At 61.4% G+C, this 20,760-nt stretch carries 17 protein-coding genes; 12 read left to right on the top strand and 5 right to left on the bottom strand.

What is annotated here, in order from left to right:
• Positions 1–103 precede the first annotated feature (103 nt).
• The gene (locus ACVW0Y_RS05100; protein ID WP_457436500.1) at positions 104–1,927 is read right to left on the bottom strand and encodes a monovalent cation:proton antiporter-2 (CPA2) family protein; all 1,824 of its coding nucleotides are present in this window, start codon (positions 1,925–1,927) and stop codon (positions 104–106) included.
• A gap of 169 nt (positions 1,928–2,096) precedes the next feature.
• Positions 2,097–3,128 (bottom strand): OmpA family protein, encoded by a 1,032-nt coding sequence (locus ACVW0Y_RS05095; RefSeq protein WP_457436499.1) that lies wholly within the window; start codon positions 3,126–3,128, stop codon positions 2,097–2,099.
• Positions 3,129–3,625: 497 nt separating this feature from the next.
• On the opposite strand from ACVW0Y_RS05095, the gene tauA (ACVW0Y_RS05090) reads away from it, so the two are divergent.
• The 10 genes from tauA (ACVW0Y_RS05090) (at position 3,626) to ACVW0Y_RS05045 (ending at position 14,232) form a co-directional block, all read left to right on the top strand.
• The gene (tauA, locus tag ACVW0Y_RS05090) at positions 3,626–4,600 is read left to right on the top strand and encodes a taurine ABC transporter substrate-binding protein (RefSeq protein ID WP_457436498.1); all 975 of its coding nucleotides are present in this window, start codon (positions 3,626–3,628) and stop codon (positions 4,598–4,600) included.
• A 60-nt stretch (positions 4,601–4,660) separates the two neighbouring features.
• Entirely contained in the window at positions 4,661–5,635 is a 975-nt protein-coding gene (gene tauA, locus ACVW0Y_RS05085) for a taurine ABC transporter substrate-binding protein (RefSeq protein WP_457436496.1), read from the top strand.
• 123 nt (positions 5,636–5,758) lie between these two features.
• Positions 5,759–6,553: a taurine ABC transporter ATP-binding subunit gene (gene tauB / locus ACVW0Y_RS05080; protein WP_457436494.1), complete on the top strand. Its 795-nt coding sequence runs from the start codon at positions 5,759–5,761 to the stop codon at positions 6,551–6,553.
• Positions 6,550–7,410, top strand: a complete 861-nt coding sequence (tauC, locus tag ACVW0Y_RS05075) for a taurine ABC transporter permease TauC (RefSeq protein WP_457436493.1) — start codon at positions 6,550–6,552, stop codon at positions 7,408–7,410. The genes tauB and tauC overlap by 4 nt, the downstream gene beginning before the upstream one ends.
• Before the next feature lie 84 nt (positions 7,411–7,494).
• Entirely contained in the window at positions 7,495–8,328 is an 834-nt protein-coding gene (gene tauD, locus ACVW0Y_RS05070; RefSeq protein WP_457436491.1) for a taurine dioxygenase, read from the top strand.
• 555 nt (positions 8,329–8,883) lie between these two features.
• The gene (locus tag ACVW0Y_RS05065) at positions 8,884–10,275 is read left to right on the top strand and encodes a GntP family permease (RefSeq protein WP_457436489.1); all 1,392 of its coding nucleotides are present in this window, start codon (positions 8,884–8,886) and stop codon (positions 10,273–10,275) included.
• Positions 10,276–10,330: 55 nt separating this feature from the next.
• Positions 10,331–11,101 (top strand): 3-hydroxybutyrate dehydrogenase, encoded by a 771-nt coding sequence (locus tag ACVW0Y_RS05060; protein WP_457436488.1) that lies wholly within the window; start codon positions 10,331–10,333, stop codon positions 11,099–11,101.
• A 180-nt stretch (positions 11,102–11,281) separates the two neighbouring features.
• Positions 11,282–11,767: a DUF6036 family nucleotidyltransferase gene (locus ACVW0Y_RS05055; protein ID WP_457436486.1), complete on the top strand. Its 486-nt coding sequence runs from the start codon at positions 11,282–11,284 to the stop codon at positions 11,765–11,767.
• A complete protein-coding gene (locus ACVW0Y_RS05050; RefSeq protein WP_457436485.1) occupies positions 11,751–12,188 on the top strand; it encodes a hypothetical protein in 438 nt (145 codons plus the stop codon). Before ACVW0Y_RS05055 ends, ACVW0Y_RS05050 begins: the two co-directional genes overlap by 17 nt.
• Positions 12,189–12,276: 88 nt before the next feature.
• The gene (locus ACVW0Y_RS05045) at positions 12,277–14,232 is read left to right on the top strand and encodes an acetoacetate--CoA ligase (RefSeq protein ID WP_457436483.1); all 1,956 of its coding nucleotides are present in this window, start codon (positions 12,277–12,279) and stop codon (positions 14,230–14,232) included.
• Positions 14,233–14,335: 103 nt separating this feature from the next.
• Here the strand turns inward: ACVW0Y_RS05045 and ACVW0Y_RS05040 are convergent, their stop codons facing one another.
• A complete protein-coding gene (locus ACVW0Y_RS05040) occupies positions 14,336–15,508 on the bottom strand; it encodes an MFS transporter (protein WP_457436482.1) in 1,173 nt (390 codons plus the stop codon).
• Positions 15,509–15,717: 209 nt separating this feature from the next.
• Between ACVW0Y_RS05040 and ACVW0Y_RS05035 the strand changes: the two genes are divergently transcribed.
• Positions 15,718–18,087, top strand: a complete 2,370-nt coding sequence (locus ACVW0Y_RS05035) for a tetratricopeptide repeat protein (RefSeq protein WP_457436481.1) — start codon at positions 15,718–15,720, stop codon at positions 18,085–18,087.
• On the top strand, positions 18,084–18,491 hold the full coding sequence (locus ACVW0Y_RS05030; RefSeq protein ID WP_457436480.1) for a copper chaperone PCu(A)C: 408 nt from the start codon (positions 18,084–18,086) through the stop codon (positions 18,489–18,491). The genes ACVW0Y_RS05035 and ACVW0Y_RS05030 overlap by 4 nt, the downstream gene beginning before the upstream one ends.
• Before the next feature lie 183 nt (positions 18,492–18,674).
• On the opposite strand, the gene ACVW0Y_RS05025 is transcribed toward ACVW0Y_RS05030, so the two are convergent.
• Complete coding sequence (locus ACVW0Y_RS05025; RefSeq protein WP_457436773.1) at positions 18,675–19,304, bottom strand: trimeric intracellular cation channel family protein; 630 nt, start codon at positions 19,302–19,304, stop codon at positions 18,675–18,677.
• Between the two features lie 2 nt (positions 19,305–19,306).
• Complete coding sequence (gene gorA / locus ACVW0Y_RS05020; RefSeq protein WP_457436479.1) at positions 19,307–20,662, bottom strand: glutathione-disulfide reductase; 1,356 nt, start codon at positions 20,660–20,662, stop codon at positions 19,307–19,309.
• Positions 20,663–20,760 lie beyond the last annotated feature (98 nt).

The following is a 20,760-nucleotide window of genomic DNA, read 5'->3' as shown; positions in this document are numbered from 1 at the left end:
TCAGGTAAACATTGTAAAAATCCAAAGCATCGCGGCTAAAGCCCCTCCCACAAAGGATCGAGTTTCCATGTGAGAGGACTTTAGCCGCGAGCTTTTGCGGTACTCACGGCAAGGTTGGTCCCACCGCCGCGCGCTCTTCGATCACATCCGCTTCGAACAGGTTTTCCAGTTCGGCACGCGCCTCGCGGGCGGTTTGAATCACGGCGGCAGCATCGTTGTAAACCAGGTGCTGCTGGCGCAGCACTTCTTCATCGTGGTGGCGGAAACGGCGGATGCGGGCCTCGGCCTGGTCTTTGCTCAGGCCCAGATGCAGCAGGATAAGGCGGCCCATTTCCAGGCTGGAATGGAAGGTTTCCCGCACTGGCGTGGCCTCCAGGTCCACCAAATGGTGCACATGCTGGCGGTTGCGGGCGCGGGCGATGACTTTGATATGGGGGTACAGCTTGCGCACCAGGCGGGCGGTTTCGATATTGGTTTGCGGGTTGTCGGTGGCAACGATAAACAGCTCGGCTTTCTCGACATGGGCGGCATGCAGAATTTCCGGGCGCAGCGGATCGCCATAGAAAATCGACATACTGCCAAGGTTGCGTTGCTGCTCGACGCTTTCCACTGAGGTGTCCAGCGCGACAAAGGGCACCCGCTGGGCGCGCAGCACACGGGCGACGATCTGGCCCATACGGCCCATGCCGGCAATCACCACACGCGGCGCATCGGCGTCGAACTGGCGGTACTCCTCCGGCGCTTCACGCTCGGCCACCGACTGCGGTTTGAACAATTTGCCAACGGCGAGCAACAGCAGCGGGGTCACCGCCATCGACAAGGTGATCGACAGCACCACCAGGTCCAACAAGCGGTCGCTGAACAAGCCATGCTGGTGGGCCATCTTGAACACCACAAAGGCAAACTCGCCGCCGGCCGCCAACACCACCGCCAGTGACAATGCCGAGCGCTTATCCAACTCCCCCATCCAACGTCCGACGGCGTACAGCAACGGCAATTTGGCGCAGATCAGAATCAGGGTAAAACCCAGCACCACCCACGGCTCATGCATCAGCAAGGCAAAGTCGGCGGTCATCCCCACGCTCATAAAGAACAGGCCCAGCAGCAGGCCTTTGAACGGCTCGATCTGCGCTTCCAGCTCATGGCGGTACTCGGAGTCGGCCAGCAGCAGACCGGCGAGAAAGGCACCCAGGGCCATGGAAATACCGGCCAGTTCCATCAACCAGGCCGTGCCCAGCACCACCAGCAATGCGGTGGCGGTGGACACCTCGCGCAGAGCGGTTTTGGCCACCACGCGAAACACCGGCCGCAGCAGATAACGGCCGCCAATCACGACAATGCTGATGCTGATGACGATCTTCGCCAGTTGGCCGATTTCATCACCGGTCGAGGTGCCCTGATGGGCGCTGCCGAGCATGGGAATCAGGGCGATCAGCGGGATCGCGGCGATGTCTTGAAACAGCAGAATGGCGAAGGCCAGGCGACCGTGGGGTTTATTCAGTTCCTTGCGCTCGGCGAGGATCTGCAAGCCAAAGGCGGTGGACGACAGCGCCAGGCCAAGGCCGAGAATGACCGCGCTGTTCCAGCGCTGATCGAAAAAACTAAAGGCGATGACGCCGATGATCAGGGCGCTGATCAGCACCTGAGCCAGACCGACGCCGAACACCGATTTGCGCATCACCCACAGACGCCGGGGCGATAGTTCCAGGCCGATGATAAACAGCAGCAAGACCACACCCAGCTCGGAAATCTGCGCGACGCTTTGCGGCTTGCCGATCAGGCCCAGCGCCGAGGGACCGATCAACACGCCGGCGAGCAGATAGCCCAGCACGGACCCCAGCTGCAGCCTTTTGGCCAATGGCACTACCAGCACGGCGGCCAGCAGGAACACCACTCCTGACTGCAGAAAACTATCGCCATGCTCCATGCCACTACTCCACTGCGTTTCAATGACCGGGGATTATCGGTAAAAACCGCACGGGTTGCATGGTGACATGTGCGCACATGCAGATGCGCGTCCTAGCGGTCCCATCAGCTTTTTCTGCAGGCATAAAAAAACCCGGCCGAGGCCGGGTTTTTTCAAAGCGTCAGGCTAATTACTTGGCCTGGGCTTCTACTTCTGCTTCTACGCGACGGTTTACTGCGCGGCCCGCTTCGGTGGCGTTGTCGGCAACCGGTTTGGATTCGCCGTAACCCACAGCGTTGACACGCTCGCCACCTACACCGTACTGGTTGACCAGTACTTCACGAACGGCGTTGGCACGACGCTCGGAGAGTTTCTGGTTGTAGGCGTCAGTGCCGACGGAGTCGGTATGACCTTCAACAGTGGTGGAGGTGTCTGGGTACTGCTGCATGAAGTCAGCCAGGTTTTTGATGTCGCCATAGCTTTCTTCTTTGACTTTCGCTTTGTCGAAGTCGAATTTCACGTCCAGTTCAACGCGAACCACTTCGGCAACTGCTGGGCAACCATCGGCATCGACGGTCACGTTGGCAGCGGTACCTGGGCACTTGTCGACGTTGTCGCAGACGCCGTCGTTGTCGCTGTCCGAGCACACTTCCGGAGCTGGCGCTGGAGCCGGTTCGGCTTTCTTGCCACCACCGAAGTTGACACCGATACCGACGCTAGGCGCCCACTCGGTGTTGCCTTGGTCGATGTTGTACTGAGCCTCGACGCCGGCACGGGCGTAGAAGTTGTCAGTGAAATAGAGTTTGGCACCGCCACCCACGTTGGCGAAGGTGGAGTGATCACGGCTACCGCTGCCGTTCTGGTCGATGCTCTGGCCGGAGAAACCAGCAGAGAGGTACGGACGCAGGGTGTCACCCGGGGCGTTGAAGTGGAACAAGGCATCAAGGGCAGCGTTGGCGCCTTTGACGTCCTGGCCGTCGTTGGAGACGGCGTTGTGAACTTCGTCGTAAGCCAGTCGCAGCTCTACGTCGTCAGTCAGAAAGTAGCCAATCGAGCCACCGAACAGGTTGCCGTCATTTTTGAAATCACGTGTGGTGTCGAAGTATTGCTTCTTCGCGAAGCCTTCAATCTCTACCGCACCTTGGCCTTGAGCCAACGCTTGGAAAGAGCTGGCGGCGATCAGCGAACCGATTACAACGCCTAAGGTGTTTTGCAGTTTCATCCGTAAAGTCCCCATTTAGATTGTGCGCAGATTAATGATGCGATTAATCGACTAGGAGAACGTAGTAGAGAAACTCCACTACCGCTAACCAAGCCAAACAAATTTTTCCGAGCTGGCCCTAGGCCAGCCGTGGCCTCTAGCTTGCACAACTGAGATATCGAGCGGTTTCTTTCGGTTCAACAAATCTTTTACAGCCAGCAAAAATCCCCGTTTGGATGCCCTGTGGCAGGGCATCAGCCGCCAGCGGTTGCTCGTGAAAGCCGCAGGCTAAAGCCTCTGCTGCTTCAAGCGCAGGCATTTCACCATCAATCCCCTGCTGCCGGGCTGCGCGAGCCCATCGTCACACCTAAGCTAATAACCAAATAGTATTTATTTTTAAATTCTTAGAACCTTTATTCTCAGCCTCACCGGACCACCGGACATCTTTTCTTCCTAGTTACCGTCCAGTGGTCCGCCCGCTCAACTGCGCGTCGCGGAGCCCGTTGAGGAGTATAAAAATGAAAGCGCTCACCCCGCTCCGCCTGCTGGCAGCCTTGGCCTTCAGTGGCTTTGCCATCAGTTCGCACGCTGCCGACTTCACCGTTGCCTACCAGACCACCGTCGATCCGGCCAAAGTGGCCCAGGCCGACGGAGCCTATGAAAAGGCCAGCAACAGCAAAATCGACTGGCGCAAATTCGACAGCGGTGCCGAAGTGATCACCGCCGTTGCCTCTGGCGATGTACAGATCGGATATGTCGGCTCCAGCCCGCTGGCTGCCGCGGCCACCCGCCAACTGCCGGTAGAAACCTTTTTGATCGCCACCCAGATCGGTGCCGCCGAGGCCCTGGTGGCCCGCAATGGCTCCGGCATCAATTCGCCGCAAGACCTGGTCGGCAAAAAAGTCGCCGTGCCGTTTGTGTCCACCGGCCACTACAGCCTGTTGGCTGCGCTGAAACACTGGAACATCGATCCGAAGAAAGTCGAGATCGTTAACCTGGCACCACCGGCCATCATTGCTGCCTGGCAGCGTGGCGATATCGACGCCACCTACGTGTGGGACCCGGCCCTGGGCAAAGCCAAGGAAACCGGCAAAGTGCTGATCACCTCGGGTGAACTGAGCCAGCTCGGCGCGCCGACCTTCGACGCCTGGATCGTGCGTAAAGACTTCGCCGAAAAACACCCGGAAATCGTCAGCGCCTTCGCCAAAACCACCCTCGATGCCTACGCCGCTTACCGCCAGGACCCGAAGGCCTGGCTCGCCAACAAAGACAACGTCGCCAAGGTGGTGAAGCTGTCCGGTGCCAAAGCCGAAGACATCCCGGTGCTGCTGGAAGGTAACGTCTTCCCGCTCAAGGGCGACCAGGTGACCGCCCTGGCTGAACCGACCACCAAAGCGATCACCGCCACTGCTGGCTTCCTCAAGGAACAAGGCAAGGTCGAGGCCGTGCTGGCCGACTACTCGCCATACGTCAGCAACAAGTTCGTCAAGTAACGGATCAATTCCCAGACCCCGGCTGGTTCGCCAGCGGGGTTGTTGCGTTGGAGCATGACCATGAGCTTTTCCTTTTCCCGTCGCCTGCTCGCCACCCTGGTAGTAGCCGGCCTCAGTTTTGCGGCGCAAGCCGACGACATCATCATCGGCTACCAGACCGGTATCGACCCGAGCAAAGTGCCGCAAGCCAACGGTGGCTATGAAAAAGCCATCGGCGAGAAGCTGGACTGGCGTCGTTTCAACAGCGGTGCCGAAGTGGTGACCGCGATTGCCTCGGGCGACGTGCAGATCGGCAACCTGGGCTCCAGCCCGCTGGCGGCAGCCGCCACCCGCGGCCTGCCGATCGTGACCTTTGTGGTCGCCGCGCAGATCAACTCGGCTGAAGCCCTGGTGGTGCGCAAAGGCAGCAAGATCGAAAAACCCGAAGACCTGATCGGCAAAACCATCGCCACCCCGTTTGTCTCCACCTCGCACTACAGCCTGCTCGGCGCGCTCAAGCACTGGAACATCGATCCGGCCAAGGTAAAAGTCGTCAACCTCAACCCGGCGCAGATCACCGCGGCCTGGAAGCGCGGCGATATCGACGGGGCCTTTGTCTGGTCGCCGGCCCTGGGTGAAATCAAGAAAGACGGCAAGGTGCTCACCGACGCCGCCGAAGTCGGCACCTGGGGTGCTCCAACCTTCGAGGTGTGGGTAGCGCGTAAAGACTTCGCCGAGAAGCACCCGGACGTGTTGGCCAAGTTCGCCAAGGTCAGCATCGATGCCTACACCGCCTACAACGCCAACAAGGCGGCGTGGACTGCCGACTCCGAGCAAGTCAAAGAAATCGCCAGGTTGACTGGTGCCAATGCCCAAGACGTACCGGAACTGCTGGCCGGCTCGACCTTCCCGGAAAGCGCTGAACAGAAAACCCTGCTCAATGGCCAGACGGCCAAGGACATCGCCGCTACCGCCGTTTTCCTCAAGGAACAGGGCAAAGCGGATGGCGTATTGGCGGATTACTCGCCGTATGTGAGCAGCAAATACGTTCAATAAACCGTTGTCGGTGCCGCCGTAGGAGCGGCTTCAGCCGCGATGTTCTTGATCTTGAAAGCAGCGCGGCTAGCCGCTGCTACGCCGATGAAAGTCCACCAGAACCACACAGAGCGAGACAGTCACATGGCCTTACTAGAACTGGAGCGCATCAGCGCACAGTACCCGGGCACAACCGCACCGGTGCTGGCCGATATTTCCCTGACCCTGGGGCCACAGCAATTGCTGGTGGCCCTCGGTCCTTCCGGCAGCGGTAAAACCTCGCTGCTCAATCTGATTGCCGGTTTCGTGGCCCCCAGCAGCGGGCGCATCAGCCTCGACGGCGTGCCAGTGCAAGGGCCGAGCGCCGAGCGCGGTGTGGTGTTTCAGGACGACGCCCTGCTGCCCTGGCAAAACGTGCTGGATAACGTCGCCTTCGGCCTGCAGCTGGCCGGTGTGGCGCGTGCGCAGCGCGAGGCCAAAGCCCGCGAAATGCTGGCCCTGGTGGATCTGGCCGGCTTCGAACAGCGCCAGGTCTGGCAGTTGTCCGGCGGGCAGAAGCAGCGTGTCGGCCTGGCCCGCGCGCTGGCCGCCGACCCACGGGTGTTGCTGATGGACGAGCCCTTTGGCGCCCTCGACGCCTTTACCCGCGAGCAGATGCAGGAGCTGTTGCTGCAGGTCTGGCAGCGCAGCGCCAAGCCGGTGTTTCTGATCACCCACGACATTGAAGAAGCGGTGTTTCTGGCCACTGATCTGGTGCTGTTGGCACCCAACCCCGGGCGAGTCGTCGAGCGCCTGCAGCTGGACTTCGGCCAGCGTTATGCCGCTGGCGAGCCGGCTCGGGCAATCAAATCCGACCCGCGCTTTATCGAAACCCGCGAGCATGTATTGGCGCAGGTGTTTTCCCAACGGTTGGCAATTCAAGCGGAGGCCAACGTATGAGCAGCTATCAAGCCAGTCTGAGCGGCAAAGACAGCACCGCCGACGCCCTTGGCGCGCTGCCGGCGGACAATGCCAAGGCCCTGCGCCCGACCCTGAGTACCCGTCTGATCAGCGCCCTGACCCTTGCGGCGCTGTTGGCGATCTGGTGGGCGGTTACGGCCTTTGGCCTGATCGAGCCATTGTTCCTGCCGCCACCCTCGGCAGTGCTGCAAAAGGGTTGGCTGCTGGCGACTAGCGGCTATATGGAATCCACCCTCTGGCAACACCTCGGTGCCAGCCTCGGACGTATCGGCCTGGCCCTGTTGATTGCCGTGCTGACCGCCATTCCGGTGGGTATCGCCATCGGCCGCAACCGCATTGCCCAGGGCATTCTCGACCCGCTGATCGAGTTCTACCGGCCTATTCCACCGCTGGCCTATCTGCCGCTGATCGTGATCTGGTGCGGGATTGGCGAGCTGTCCAAAGTGTTGCTGATCTACCTGGCGATTTTCGCCCCCATCGCCATTGCCACCGCCACCGGCGTGCGCACTGTCGACCCGGCCAAGCTGCGCGCCGCGCAGTCTCTGGGTGCCAGCCGCAGCCAGCTGATTCGCCATGTGATTCTGCCCAGCGCCCTGCCCGACATCCTTACCGGTGTGCGCATCGGTCTGGGTGTGGGCTGGTCGACCCTGGTGGCCGCCGAGCTGATCGCGGCCACCAGCGGCCTGGGCTTTATGGTGCAGTCGGCGGCGCAGTTTCTGGTCACCGATGTGGTGATTCTGGGGATTCTGGTGATCGCGGTGATCGCCTTTGCCCTGGAGATGAGCCTGCGCGCGCTGCAGCGTCGCCTGGTGCCTTGGCACGGCCAGAGCCACTAGTTTTTTCCATGACGCGCCGGCCATGACCGGCGCGCACTTAACCGCCTTGTTTTGCACCACCCACTGCCACGTACGAGAAAGACCATGAGCCTGCACATCACTCCCCTGAGTTCCGCCCTCGGTGCCCAGGTTGAAGGCATCACCCTCAGCGAACCGCTGAGCGACGCCCACCAGCGCGCCATCGAACACGCTTTGCTTGAACACCAGGTGCTGTTCTTCCGCAACCAGCCGATCACCCCGCAGCAGCAAGCCCGGTTTGCCGCGCGTTTTGGCGACCTGCATATCCACCCGATCTACCCCAATGTGCCGGAGCAGCCAGAAGTGCTGATTCTGGATACCGCCGTTACCGATGTGCGCGACAACGCCATCTGGCACACCGACGTGACCTTTCTCCCAGAACCGGCCATGGGCGCAGTGCTCAGCGCCAAACTGCTGCCGACCAAAGGTGGCGACACCCTGTGGGCCAGCGGTATCGCTGCCTATGACGCCCTGTCTGCGCCCCTGCAGGGCCTGCTTGACGGCCTCAGTGCTACCCACGATTTCACTCGTTCGTTCCCCCTCGAACGCTACGGCAGCACCCCGCAGGACTACGCTCGCTGGGATGAAACCCGGCGCAAGCACCCGCCGCAATCGCACCCGGTGGTACGCACCCACCCGGTCAGCGGGCGCAAGGCGTTGTTCGTCAGCGAAGGCTTCACCAGCAAGATCAACGAGCTGGAGCCGGCAGAAAGCCAGGCGCTGCTGAGCTTCCTGTTTGCCCATGCGACTAAGCCGGAATTTTTCGTGCGCTGGCGCTGGCAGGAAAACGATGTGGCCTTCTGGGACAACCGCGTCACCCAGCACTACGCCGTCGACGACTACCGCCCCCAGCGCCGGGTGATGCAGCGCGCCACGATTCTGGGTGATAAGCCTTTTTAGCCGTGTAACGTCAGAGCAACAGCATCGCGGCTAAAGCCGATCCTACAATTGCCCATCGGTAGGAGCGGCTTCAACCGCGATTGGCCAGGCCTGACGCCTGATCTCTCACAAAATAGACACATTCTCCAAATAGAGACTGTAGCAACACAGACGCTATCGCCCTATCACCTGCACCCAGTTGTCTCCAGTCAGAGACTGGCAGGCTCTGCCGCGCTTCAAACAAACATATATTTCGTTATTTTTCATGCAGTTATATAACTGGCACGCATCTCGCTATAGCTCCCGACGCGGCACAGACCGCAATCGAAAAACAACAACAATATGCTGGAGATCCCCATGAGCCATCCGCTCAGCCTCGCCGTTTCGTTCGTCACCTGCGCCCTGTCTATCTCAACCCTTACATACCCACTCCATCAAAAACAGGCCGACTAAGCGCGGCGTTTTCACAGCGACTGGAATCAATTTGCCGCTGCGCTACTCCATAAAACACGGCTTCACCATCAATAAGAACAAAACACCGGGCGGCGGCCCCGCCCGGAATCAGGAGATCGCTTTATGAGTGTGATCATCGCCCTCGCCGCCTTAGCCCTGTTGATGCTCGCGGCCTACCGCGGCTACAGCGTCATTCTGTTTGCACCCATCGCCGCCCTGGGCGCGGTATTGCTCACCGATCCTTCTGCCGTGGCACCCGCCTTTACCGGGGTGTTTATGGAAAAGATGGTGGGTTTCGTCAAACTCTACTTCCCGGTGTTTCTGCTCGGCGCGGTGTTCGGCAAGCTGATCGAGCTTTCCGGCTTCTCGCGCTCGATTGTTGCCGCCGCCATCCGCCTGCTCGGCACGCGCCAGGCCATGTTGGTGATCGTGCTGGTCTGCGCCTTGCTGACCTACGGCGGCGTGTCGCTGTTTGTGGTGGTATTCGCGGTGTATCCGTTCGCCGCCGAAATGTTCCGCCAGAGCGATATTCCCAAGCGTCTGATCCCGGCCACGATTGCCTTGGGTGCATTCAGTTTCACCATGGACGCCCTGCCCGGCACCCCGCAGATTCAGAACATCATTCCCACCACCTTCTTCGGCACCACCTCCTGGGCAGCGCCGTGGCTGGGTCTGGTCGGTACCGTGTTCGTGTTTATCGCCGGCATGCTCTACCTGCGCCGCCAGCTGCGCAAAGCCAAGGCCGCCGGTGAGGGTTACGGCACCGAGCTGCGCAACGAGCCGGAAACCGCTGAAGACATCGCCCTGCCCAACCCCTGGCTGGCGCTGTCGCCGCTGATTCTGGTGGGCGTCGCCAACCTGGTATTGACCCGCTGGATTCCGGAACTCTATGGCAAAACCCACACCCTGCAACTGGCCGGCATGGCCCAGCCAGTGACCAGCGAAGTGGCCAAGCTCACCGGCATCTGGGCGGTACAGGCGGCGTTGCTGCTGGGTATTTTGCTGGTGTTGATCTGTGGTTTCCGCGCGATCAAATCAAAACTCGCTGAAGGCACTAAAACGGCAGTCGGCGGCGCGCTACTGGCGTCGATGAACACCGCCTCGGAATACGGCTTCGGCGCCGTGATCGCCTCGTTGCCGGGCTTCCTGGTGCTGGCCGACGCGCTGAAAACCATCCCCAACCCGCTGGTCAATGAAGCGGTGACCGTCACCCTGCTGGCCGGCATCACCGGTTCCGCCTCCGGCGGGATGAGCATCGCCCTGGCGGCCATGTCGCACACCTTTATCGAAGCCGCCAACGCCGCCAATATCCCGCTGGAAGTACTACACCGCGTGGCGGCCATGGCCAGCGGCGGCATGGACACCCTGCCGCACAATGGCGCGGTGATCACCCTGCTGGCGGTTACCGGCCTCACCCACCGTGAAGCCTATAAAGACATTTTCTGCATCACCCTGATCAAGACTCTGGCGGTATTTGTGGTGATTGGCACTTTCTACGCCACCGGCATCGTTTAACCGTTTTGACTGAGGCTTGGCGGGCTGCGGCCAGCCGGGCACTAAGGAGATATGTATGAGTCTGCACGGCAAAACCGCACTGGTTACCGGCTCCACCAGCGGCATTGGCTTGGGCATCGCCCTGGTGCTGGCCAAGGCCGGTGCCAACCTGGTGCTCAATGGCTTTGGCGATGCCAAGGCAGCCATCGATGAAGTGGCGGCGTTTGGCGGCAAGGTCGGCCACCATCCGGCTGACGTTTCCAAGGTCGCTGAAATCGAAGACCTGATCACCTACGCTGAACGGGAATTCGGCGGCGTCGATATCCTCGTCAACAACGCTGGCATCCAGTACGTGGCACCGGTGGAAGAATTTCCGGTGGAGCGCTGGGACGCGATCATCGCCATCAACCTCACCTCGGCCTTCCACACCACCCGCCTGACCCTGCCCGGTATGCGCACGCGCAACTGGGGGCGGATCATCAATATCGCCTCGGCCCACGGCCTGGCCGCCTCCGCCGGCAAAAGCGCCTATGTCGCCGCCAAACACGGGCTGGTCGGCCTGAGCAAAAGCGTGGCCCTGGAAACCGCCACCACTGGCGTCACCTGCAACGCCATCTGCCCCGGCTGGGTACTCACGCCACTGGTACAAAAACAGATCGACGACCGCGCCCAGGCCAGCGGCGATGCGCAACAGGCCCGGCATGATCTGCTGGCGGAAAAACAGCCGTCGCTGGACTTCGTTACGCCTGAGCAACTGGGCGAACTGGCGTTGTTCCTGTGCAGCGACGCGGCCGTGCAGGTGCGTGGTGCGGCGTGGAATATGGATGGTGGGTGGTTGGCGCGCTGAGTCGGCCAACAGCGGATCAAGGAGGATCATGTCCCATGTTGCCCAACATAATTCCACCGACGCTAAACACCCGCACACCTCTGGCGAAGGCCCTGATCTCGTTGCTTCAAAATGTGGCGATGGAGATACCAGATCACCCGCCAGGGGCGATCAAACTGATCATTTTTTGGTGGCTGCGCTGTGCATCTGTACACGGGCCACAGGGTCAGTACCGACATTGACGGCGAGGTCTTCGAGACTCTTGACCTGCAAGGTGTGCAGGCCACCCATTTGCTGGCTGAATTCCCTGAGCCATTTTTTGACCCGCATTCCGGGCGTACCCTGGAACTGAACTGGGACCTCGGCTTCACTACCACCCTGGGCCCCTTGCACGAGGGCTACCTGGAACGTGGCATTCGCATGACCGAGTTTGCCGATGATTCGGCGGTACATGTCTATGTCGCAGCCCCTGTGGACGTTGCTATTTCCAAGCTGGGACGAGCACAGCAGCATGATCTTGATGACATTGCCGCCATGCTCAGAAAGGGCCTCATTGATGTGGCAGAACTGCGACGCCTGGCAGCTGAAGCCATTGATTGTTATGTTGGCAACCGGCATGCCCCGGCAACGGTGTTGCACCTGCTGCTAGACGATTACCTGGGAGATCGAAATGACGAAGCGCCCTGATGGCCACGTCTTTTCTGTGGCGCTGGATACCCTGACGAAAAAGCCGCTGAATCAGGCGGACAGCGCCGCCTTGCAAGACGCTGCTACCGAGCTGTGGTACTCCGATAACGATCTCTCGGCTGAACTGGCAACGTTTCTCGCCGTAGAGCGCACCCTGCTTGAGCTGCGCCGCGCCGGGTATCTGTTGGAACGACTGACCCGTTTTTCGTGCGTTACACCCGAGCGCGCGTCTGAGGCGGAAGAAGGTCTCAAACAGCTGCAACCTTATGTGCCCCCCACTGGTGAACCACTCAGCGACGCGCACCGTCGCGTCGATGCTCTAGCCATACGCTGGGGGCTTGAAGAGGGGCTGGGGACAAAAGTGCAGACGCTCCTGCCCCTTCAGACTCGCCATTACGAAGCGGAACAGCGCCGCCATTGAGTCGATGCTCCTCCCGCAATCAGGCCGAACGCTTTTGCATTCTCAAGGCCTTAAGTATTCCGACAAGACGACGCCAGTGAATCTCGCCATGCCCCAGCCGCTCTGGACCCCTTCCGCCAGCCGCATCGCCGCCACGCAGATGGATGCCTTCCGGCGCTATATCAATCAGCGCCATGGTTTGCAGCTGGCGGATTATCCGCAGTTGCATGCCTGGAGCGTGGCTGAGCGCGAGGGGTTCTGGCAGGCCATTGTCGACTTCTTCGAGGTGCATTTCAGTACGGCGCCCACGGCCGTGCTGGAAGAAGGCGCGCAGATGCCCAGCGCGCGCTGGTTTGCGGGTTCGAGGCTGAACTTCGCCGAACATTTACTGCGTCGCCGTGACGATCACCCGGCCCTGGTGGCCATCGGCGAGGACGGCAGCCGCGAGGTGCTTACCTACCGCGAGCTCGCCGCCCAGGTGGCCGGTTTGCAACAGGCGCTGGCCAAGATCGGCGTGGGCCAGGGCGATAGGGTGGCGGCGATGATGCCCAATACCTGGCAGACCGTGGTCGGCATGTTGGCGGCCACCAGCCTGGGGGCGACCTGGTCGTCCTGCTCGCCGGATTTTGGCACCCAGGGGGTGATCGACCGGTTCGGCCAGATCGAGCCCAAGGTGCTGATCGCCGCAGGGGGTTATCGCTATGCCGGCAGCAACAACGACCAGACCGCCAAGCTCAATGAAATTCTGGCGCAGATGCCCACCTTGCAGCAGTTGCTGGTGGTGCCGTATTCGCGCCCTGAAGCATGCGTGGCGGATTACCAGAGCAGCGCCGCCGTCGCCCTGTGGAGCGAATTTTTCCAGCCCGGCGGCGAGCCGCAATTCACCCCGGTGGCCTTCGACCATCCGCTGTATATCCTTTATTCCAGCGGCACCACGGGGGTGCCCAAATGCATCGTGCATGGCACCGGCGGCGTGTTGCTGCAGCACTTCAAAGAGCATGGCCTGCATACCGATCTGACCCGCGACGACACCCTGTTCTACTACACCACCTGCGGCTGGATGATGTGGAACTGGCTGGTCTCCGGCCTGGCCCTCGGGGCCAGGTTGGTGTTGTTCGACGGTTCGCCGTTTCAACCGGGGCCTGAGCGGTTGGTGGACATGATCGATGGGGAAAACATCAGCGTGTTCGGCACCAGCGCCAAGTTTCTCGCGGCGTTGGAAAAAGCCGATGTGGTACCCAACCAGAGCCATGCCCTGAGCGGGCTCAAAACCATTCTGTCCACCGGCTCGCCGCTGTCCCACGAAAGCTTCGAGTACGTGTACCGCGCCTTCAAGAAAGATGTATGCCTGTCGTCGATTTCCGGCGGCACCGATATCGTCTCCTGCTTTGCCCTCGGCAACCCGGTGTTGCCGGTATATCGCGGTGAGTTGCAGTGCAAGGGCCTGGGGATGGCGGTAGAAGTGTGGAATGACGATGGCCAACCGGTGATTGGCGAAAAAGGCGAGTTGGTGTGCAGCAAGCACTTTCCCAGCCTGCCGGTGGGTTTCTGGAACGACCCCGACGACGAGAAATTCCACGCCGCCTACTTCGACACCTTCCCCGGCGTCTGGGCCCATGGCGACTACGCCGAACAAACTCCGCGCGGCAGCCTGATCATTCACGGTCGCTCGGATGCGGTGCTCAATCCGGGCGGCGTGCGCATCGGCACGGCGGAAATCTATCGGCAGGTGGAAAAAGTTGAAGAGGTGCTGGAGTCCATCGCCATCGGCCAGCAATGGCAGGGCGATGTGCGGGTGGTGCTGTTTGTGCGACTGCGGGAGGGCGTGACGCTGGATGAAGCGTTGAAAGCGCGCATCTGCGAAGTGATCCGCGCCCACACCACCTCACGCCATGTGCCGGCCAAGGTGCTTGCCGTGGCCGATATTCCGCGCACCATCAGCGGCAAGATCGTCGAGTTGGCGGTGCGCAATGTGGTGCACGGTGAGCCGGTGAAAAACACCGATGCGCTGGCCAATCCCGAGGCGTTGCAGCTGTTTGAGAATTTAGCGGAGCTTCAATCGTAAATCGGTTTGGCTCCCTGTGCGCCAACGGTGGAGCCCAACCACCTGCGACGACGATGGGGCTTCGTCTGCGGCTCAACCCATCCTACGAATTACGCTCCGCGTTTCAGGATCTCCGATCCGCCCGCAGAAAAATCCCCAACGCCAGCAACGGAAAAGCGCTGCCCAGCGCCACGATGCCCAGCCAGCCGGTGTGATCGAACAGCGCACTGGCCAGAGACGAGCCCAATGCCCCGCCGACAAAAATCGCTGTCATATACAGCGCATTGAGGCGCCCGCGGCTGGCCGCATCCAGGGCGTAAATCGCCCGTTGGCCAAGGACCATATTCATCTGCACGCAGAAATCCAGGACCACGCCGGTCAATGCCAGGGCGATCACCGTGTTGCTCGGCGGGATAAAGGCCGGCAGAAAGCACAAGGTCGCCAGCAGCAGCGCCAAACGGGTGGTCACCCGCGTATGCCCGGCATCGGCCAGACGCCCGGCAATCGGTGCCGCCACTGCACCAATGGCACCCACCAGGGCAAACAGGGCGATCTGGGTTTGCGACAGGCCATGGTTGCGCGCCAGTTCCAGCGGCACAGCGGTCCAGAACAGGCTGAAGGCGGCGAACATACAACCCTGCATCAAGGCCCGTTGACGCAGCACCGGTTCACGTTTGAACAGCTTGCCCAGCGACAGCAGGAGCTGGCCGTAAGTGGCCGTGTGAGCGGGCTGACGGGTGGGCATGGTGGTGGCCAGAATCACCACGATCACGCTCATCACCGCCGCCGCAATCATAAATACTGCGCGCCATCCCAAGTGGTCGGCGATCAGGCTGGACAGCGGCCGCGCCAGCAAAATACCCAGCAGCAGGCCACCCATGATGCCGCCCACCACCCGGCCCCGCGACTCTTCTGCCGCCAGGTGGGCGGCCAGGGGAATGAGGATCTGCACCGACACCGAGCTCAGGCCGATCATCAGCGACACCAGCAAAAAGGCATGGGGCTGGGTGGTAAAGGCGGCGGCCAACAGGCTGGCCACCGACACCAGTGCGGTGATGATCATCAGCCGGCGGTTTTCCAGCAGATCGCCCAGCGGCACCAGAAACAGCATGCCCAGGGCATAACCGATCTGGGTCAGCGACACGATCAGGCTGGCCGCCGTTGCCGAGATGCCGATGTCCGGGGCGATCAGCTCGATGATGGGTTGCGAGTAGTAGATGTTGGCGACGATCACGCCGCAGCAGAAAGCAAACAGCAGCACCATGCCACGGGTCATGGTCAGGGTTGTGGGGCTCATCAAAAGGCTCGTCACAGGACAGCAGAAAAGGCCGGTCAGGGTACGGGAAATCGGCGGGCGAGAAAATCTAGTTAGCCGGCTATTTATAAGCCAAACATCACCCCGCAGGAGAGCGCCATGCGTTAATGACAATGTTTGACAGCCACGCCCGCCTCACCGAAGCTGCAAGCCAACCGTGATACGCGCTCGTCAGAACAACGGATGTTTGCATGCCGAAGCAGCAGAACAAGACCAAGCCCCCTGCCCCTCCCGTTACCCCCGCTGCCGCCGCGGAAAAACCTGACAAACGCCCCCTGCCCCTGATCATTTTCGCCGTGGTGCTGCTGATCAGCCTACCGATCTGGCTGTACCGCCCACACACGGCGACGCCGGTCGTTCCGGCAACCGTTGGCCCCGCACCAGTCGCCAGTACTCAACCGCCTGCAACCTTTGTTGACGAAGCTCGGTGCCAGGGCTGCCATAGCGAACAGGCCAAGGCCTGGACCGGCTCCCATCACCAGATGGCCATGCTGCCAGCCAGTGCGCAAAACATTCGCGGCGACTTCAATAACACCCGCTACCAAGGCGAGGTGGAAACCAGCCACTTCAGCCAGCGCGATGGTGCCTACTGGATCAACACCCCGGGCCCGGATGGCTTGGCTGCCGACTTCAAGGTGGCCTACACCTTCGGTATCGAACCCTTGCAGCAATACCTGCTGGAAATGCCCGGCGGCCGCCTGCAGGCCTCAGGCGTGGCCTGGGATACCCAAAAGCAGCGCTGGTTCGAGTTGTACCCTGGGGAGAAGGTCGATTTCCGCGACGATCTGCACTGGAGCAAACCCAGCCAGAACGCCAACTTTATGTGTGTGGAATGCCATACCACCAATTTCAAACGCAATTTCAGCCTCAGCGCCGACAGCTTCAACAGCACCTGGAACAACCTCGGCGTCGGCTGCCAGAGCTGCCACGGCCCGGCTTCGCGCCATTTGCAATGGAGCGCTGGCGAGAACCTCAACAAGCAACAGCCGGATAAAGGCTTCGGCGTGGCCCTGAACAGCCGCGCTGCCCTGACCCAAGTGGAAACCTGCGGCCGCTGCCATGCGCGGCGTGCGCCCCTGGGCGACGGCTACAGCCACAAGAATCGCCTGATGGATGACTACCTGCCCGCCACCCTCAGCGCCGAGCTGTATCAGGTGGACGGCAAGATCAAGGAAGAGGTGTTTGAGTACGGCTCCTTTACCCAGAGCAAGATGTTCGCCAAGGGCGTGACCTGCACCGACTGCCACAACCCCCACAGCAACCAGCTGAAAGCACCGGGCAATGGCGTCTGCCTGCAGTGCCACAACCCGTTGGGCAAAGCCTCGCGGGCCGGCATCGACGGTGCCGGGCTCAAGGCCAAGAACTACGAAGCACCGGAGCACACCAAGCACAAGCTCGGGCAACCCGGCTCGCAATGCGTGGACTGCCATATGCCGGGCAAGCTCTACATGGTCAACGACTACCGCCACGACCACAGCCTGAGCATCCCCAACCCCGCCCATTCCGCCAAGATTGCCAGCACCGATGCCTGCGCCGCCTGCCACAAGGGCTCGAGCAACAAGATCGCCGAGCAATTCAAGATCTGGTACGGCGACACCACGCTGCAGGATGGCGGTTATGCCGATGCGATTTTTGCCGCCCGCCATGGTTCACCCGGTGCCGCGCGCATGCTGATGCAGCAATTGGCCCGCAGCGATCTGCCGGCGATTCGCCGCGCCACGGTGCTTGCGCAACTGCCCGCCTACCCCAGTCAGCGCGCCCTGGAACAGGCAGCGATTGCCTTGAATAACCCAGACCCTCAGGTGCGTAGCGCCGCCATCGACGCCGTCGCCGGCATGGGTTCGGCCGAGCAGTTCATCAGCCTGCTGCCCCCACGCCTGAGCGACCCGGTGCGTGCCGTGCGCATGGCCGCGGCCGCGCAGTTGGCGAATATCCCGGCCCAGCAACGGGCCTCGATCAACACGCTGTGGCAACCGGTGATTGAGGAATACGAAGCCGCGCAGAATTCCCTGCGCGAGCGCGCCGAAGCCAATCTCAACCTGGCCATGCTGTACCAGAACACCGGCCGTGGCGGGCAGTCGGAAGCAGCCCTGCGTGAGGCACTGCAGCGCAACCCGGACTTCCTGCCAGCGCTGGTCAGCCTGGCGCAGTTGCTCGACGCCCAGGGCCAGCACGGGCCGGCGGTACAGATGCTTAACGAAGCCATCGCCAAGCACCCAGACTCCGGCCTGCTGCAGCACAGCCTGGGCCTGGCGCTGATTCGTGCCGGCGCACGCGACCAGGCTCTGGCGGCGTTGGCCAAGGCCGCCCAGCTGACCCAGGACGATCCGCAGTTCACCTATATCTACGCCATCGCCCTGCACGACCTGGGCAAGCCGGAAGAAGCACGCAATCAGCTGGAAGCGCTGCTCAAACGCCAACCCACCAACCGCAATGCGCGTATGGCGCTGATCAGCTACTGGCACGAAGCCGGCCAGCCGCAAAAGGTGCAGGTACTGCAGGCCGAACTGGAACAACAGAACCCGGATGATCCCGAGCTGCAACAGGCACCGAATAAATGAGGCGCTGCGCGCCGATGGTCGCCGCGCTGTTGCTGAGCTCAGCGGTGCTGGCGGCGGGTTCGCTGGAGGTGATCGAGCCATGGGCCACAGTCAGCGGCCAGCAAGCTGAGGTGTATCTGACCCTGCGTAACGCGGGGACCGAGCAGGACCGGTTGATTGGCGCGAGCAGCCCGCTGGCCAGCTCGGTAAAGCTGCTGACCACCGTGCAACTGGGTTCGGTGAGCAGCGTGCAACCACTCAAATCCATTGGTATTCCCGCCGGGGGTCAGCAGGTGTTGGCGCCGGGGCATACGCATATGGTGTTGGGGTTGAAGCGGCCGCTGGCCGCGGGAGATAGCCTGCCATTGACGTTGCAGTTCGAGAAGGCTGGAAACCAGCCACTCCAGGTAAAGGTAAAACCGTAGGAGCGGCTTCAGCCGCGATCCCTGCAAAAGGCGATGTCAGGGCCAAGCAGAGAAAATCTGGGAGGGGCTTCAGCCGCGAGTTTTCAAGATCAAACGCGCGCGGCTAAAGCCCATAGGGTCAAGACCAACCCATCAGGATTGTGCGACCTCGCCGGGTCGGCCAGCCGGCACCCCGCTTCAGCCTCAATGTTTTTTACGCTCCATCAGGTGGAAGCGCGGAAGCGCCAACCCCCAATATATGCCGGCAATCCGCGTCACCAGCACCACCAGCATCGCTACCCCGGTCGCCGCCCAGTGCCCTGCCCCCAGATGCAGCAAGCCCATATACACCAGCGAGCCGGCGATGCAGGCGGTGGCGTAGACCTCTTTCTGGAAGATCAACGGTATCTGGTTGCACAGCACATCGCGCAGCACGCCGCCGGCCACTCCGGTCATCACGCCCATGATCACCGCGGTACTGACAGGTACCTGATGACGCAGCGCCACCTCGGTACCAATCACGGTAAACACGGCCAGCCCGAAGGCATCGGCAATCAGCAGCGCCTTTTGCGGCAGCGGCTTGATAAAGCGCGCCCACAGCACCGTGCCGAACGCCGCCAGCGACGCCACGACCAGGTACAGCTCATTGCCGATCCAGCTGACCGGGTGGTTGTCGAGAATCAGGTCGCGCAGGGTGCCGCCGCCCAGGGCAGTAACCAGGGCGATCACCAGCACGCCAAACAGGTCCATGGCATTGCGCCCGGCCATCAATGCGCCGGTGACGGCAAACACCGCCACGCCAAACAGGTCGCTGAGGTAAAACAGCGTCTCGATGTTCAAGCCGGTGTACGCATGGTGACGAACTCTTCGGCCGCCGTCGGGTGCACGCCGATGGTGTCATCAAAGATGCGCTTGGTGGCACCAGCCTTGAGCGCCACGGCCAGGCCCTGGACGATTTCGCCGGCATCCGGGCCGACCATATGGCAGCCCAGCACCTTGTCGCTGTCGGCATCCACCACCAGCTTCATCAGCGTGCGTTCCTGGCTGCTGGTGAGGGTCAGCTTCATCGGTTTGAAGTCGCTTTGATAAATCACCACCTTGTGCCCGGCACCGCGCGCCTGCTCTTCGGTAAGGCCGACGGTACCGATATTGGGCAGGCTGAACACCGCAGTGGGAATGTGCTGGTAGTCCACCGGGCGGTATTGCTCGGGCTTGAACAAGCGGCGGGCCACGGCCATGCCTTCGGCCAGTGCCACCGGGGTGAGCTGCACCCGACCGATGACATCGCCCAGGGCCAGAATCGACGGTTCGCTGGTCTGGAACTGCTCATCGACGGCAATAAAACCACGCTCGTCGAGCTGTACCTGGGTGTTTTCCAGACCGAGGTTATCCAGCATCGGCCGGCGCCCGGTGGCGTAGAACACACAGTCGGTGTCCAGCACGCGGCCGTCCTTGAGGGTGGCCTGCAGACTGCCATCGGCCTGTTTGTCGATACGGCTGATATCGGCATTGAACTGCAGGTTGATGCCGCTTTTGCTCAGCTCTTCCTTCAGGTGCTTACGCACCGCGCCATCGAAGCCGCGCAGGAACAGGTCGCCGCGGTACAACAAAGTAGTGTCGGCACCCAAGCCGTTGAAGATCGAGGCGAATTCCACCGCGATATAGCCGCCGCCCACCACCAGCACGCGCTTGGGCAGTTCCTTGAGGAAAAACGCCTGGTTGGAGTTGATCGCATGCTCGTGGCCAGGAATTTCCGGAATCTGTGGCCAGCCGCCGGTGGCGATCAGAATGTGCTCGGTGCTGTAGGTTTTTCCGTCGACCTCGACATGGTGCGGGTCGACCACCTTGGCATGGCTTTCCAGCAGCGTGACGCCGCTGTTCACCAGCAGGTTGCGGTAGATGCCATTGAGGCGCTGGATTTCGCGGTTCTTGTTGCTGATCAGGGTGGCCCAGTCGAAATCCGGTTTGCCGCCCAGGGTCCAGCCAAAGCCGCTGGCCTGTTCGAATTCATCGGCAAAATGGGCACCGTATACCAGCAGCTTTTTCGGCACGCAGCCCACATTGACGCAGGTGCCGCCCAGGTAACGGCTTTCGGCCACGGCGACACGGGCACCGAAACCAGCGGCAAAGCGCGCCGCGCGAACACCACCGGAACCGGCGCCAATCACGAACAGGTCGAAATCGTAAGTCATGCAAATCTCCTTGGCTGGCGGGCAGCATAGCGCAACGGCGGGCTCGATGGCTTCGGCGCACCGTACGCCGGCCAGAAGCTTCTGGGGCCGAGCCTGCG

The organism is Pseudomonas sp. TE3786 (genome assembly GCF_054057335.1).
The sequence above is the reverse complement of the archived record's forward strand: the minus strand, read 5'-3'. Positions and strand labels throughout refer to the sequence as shown.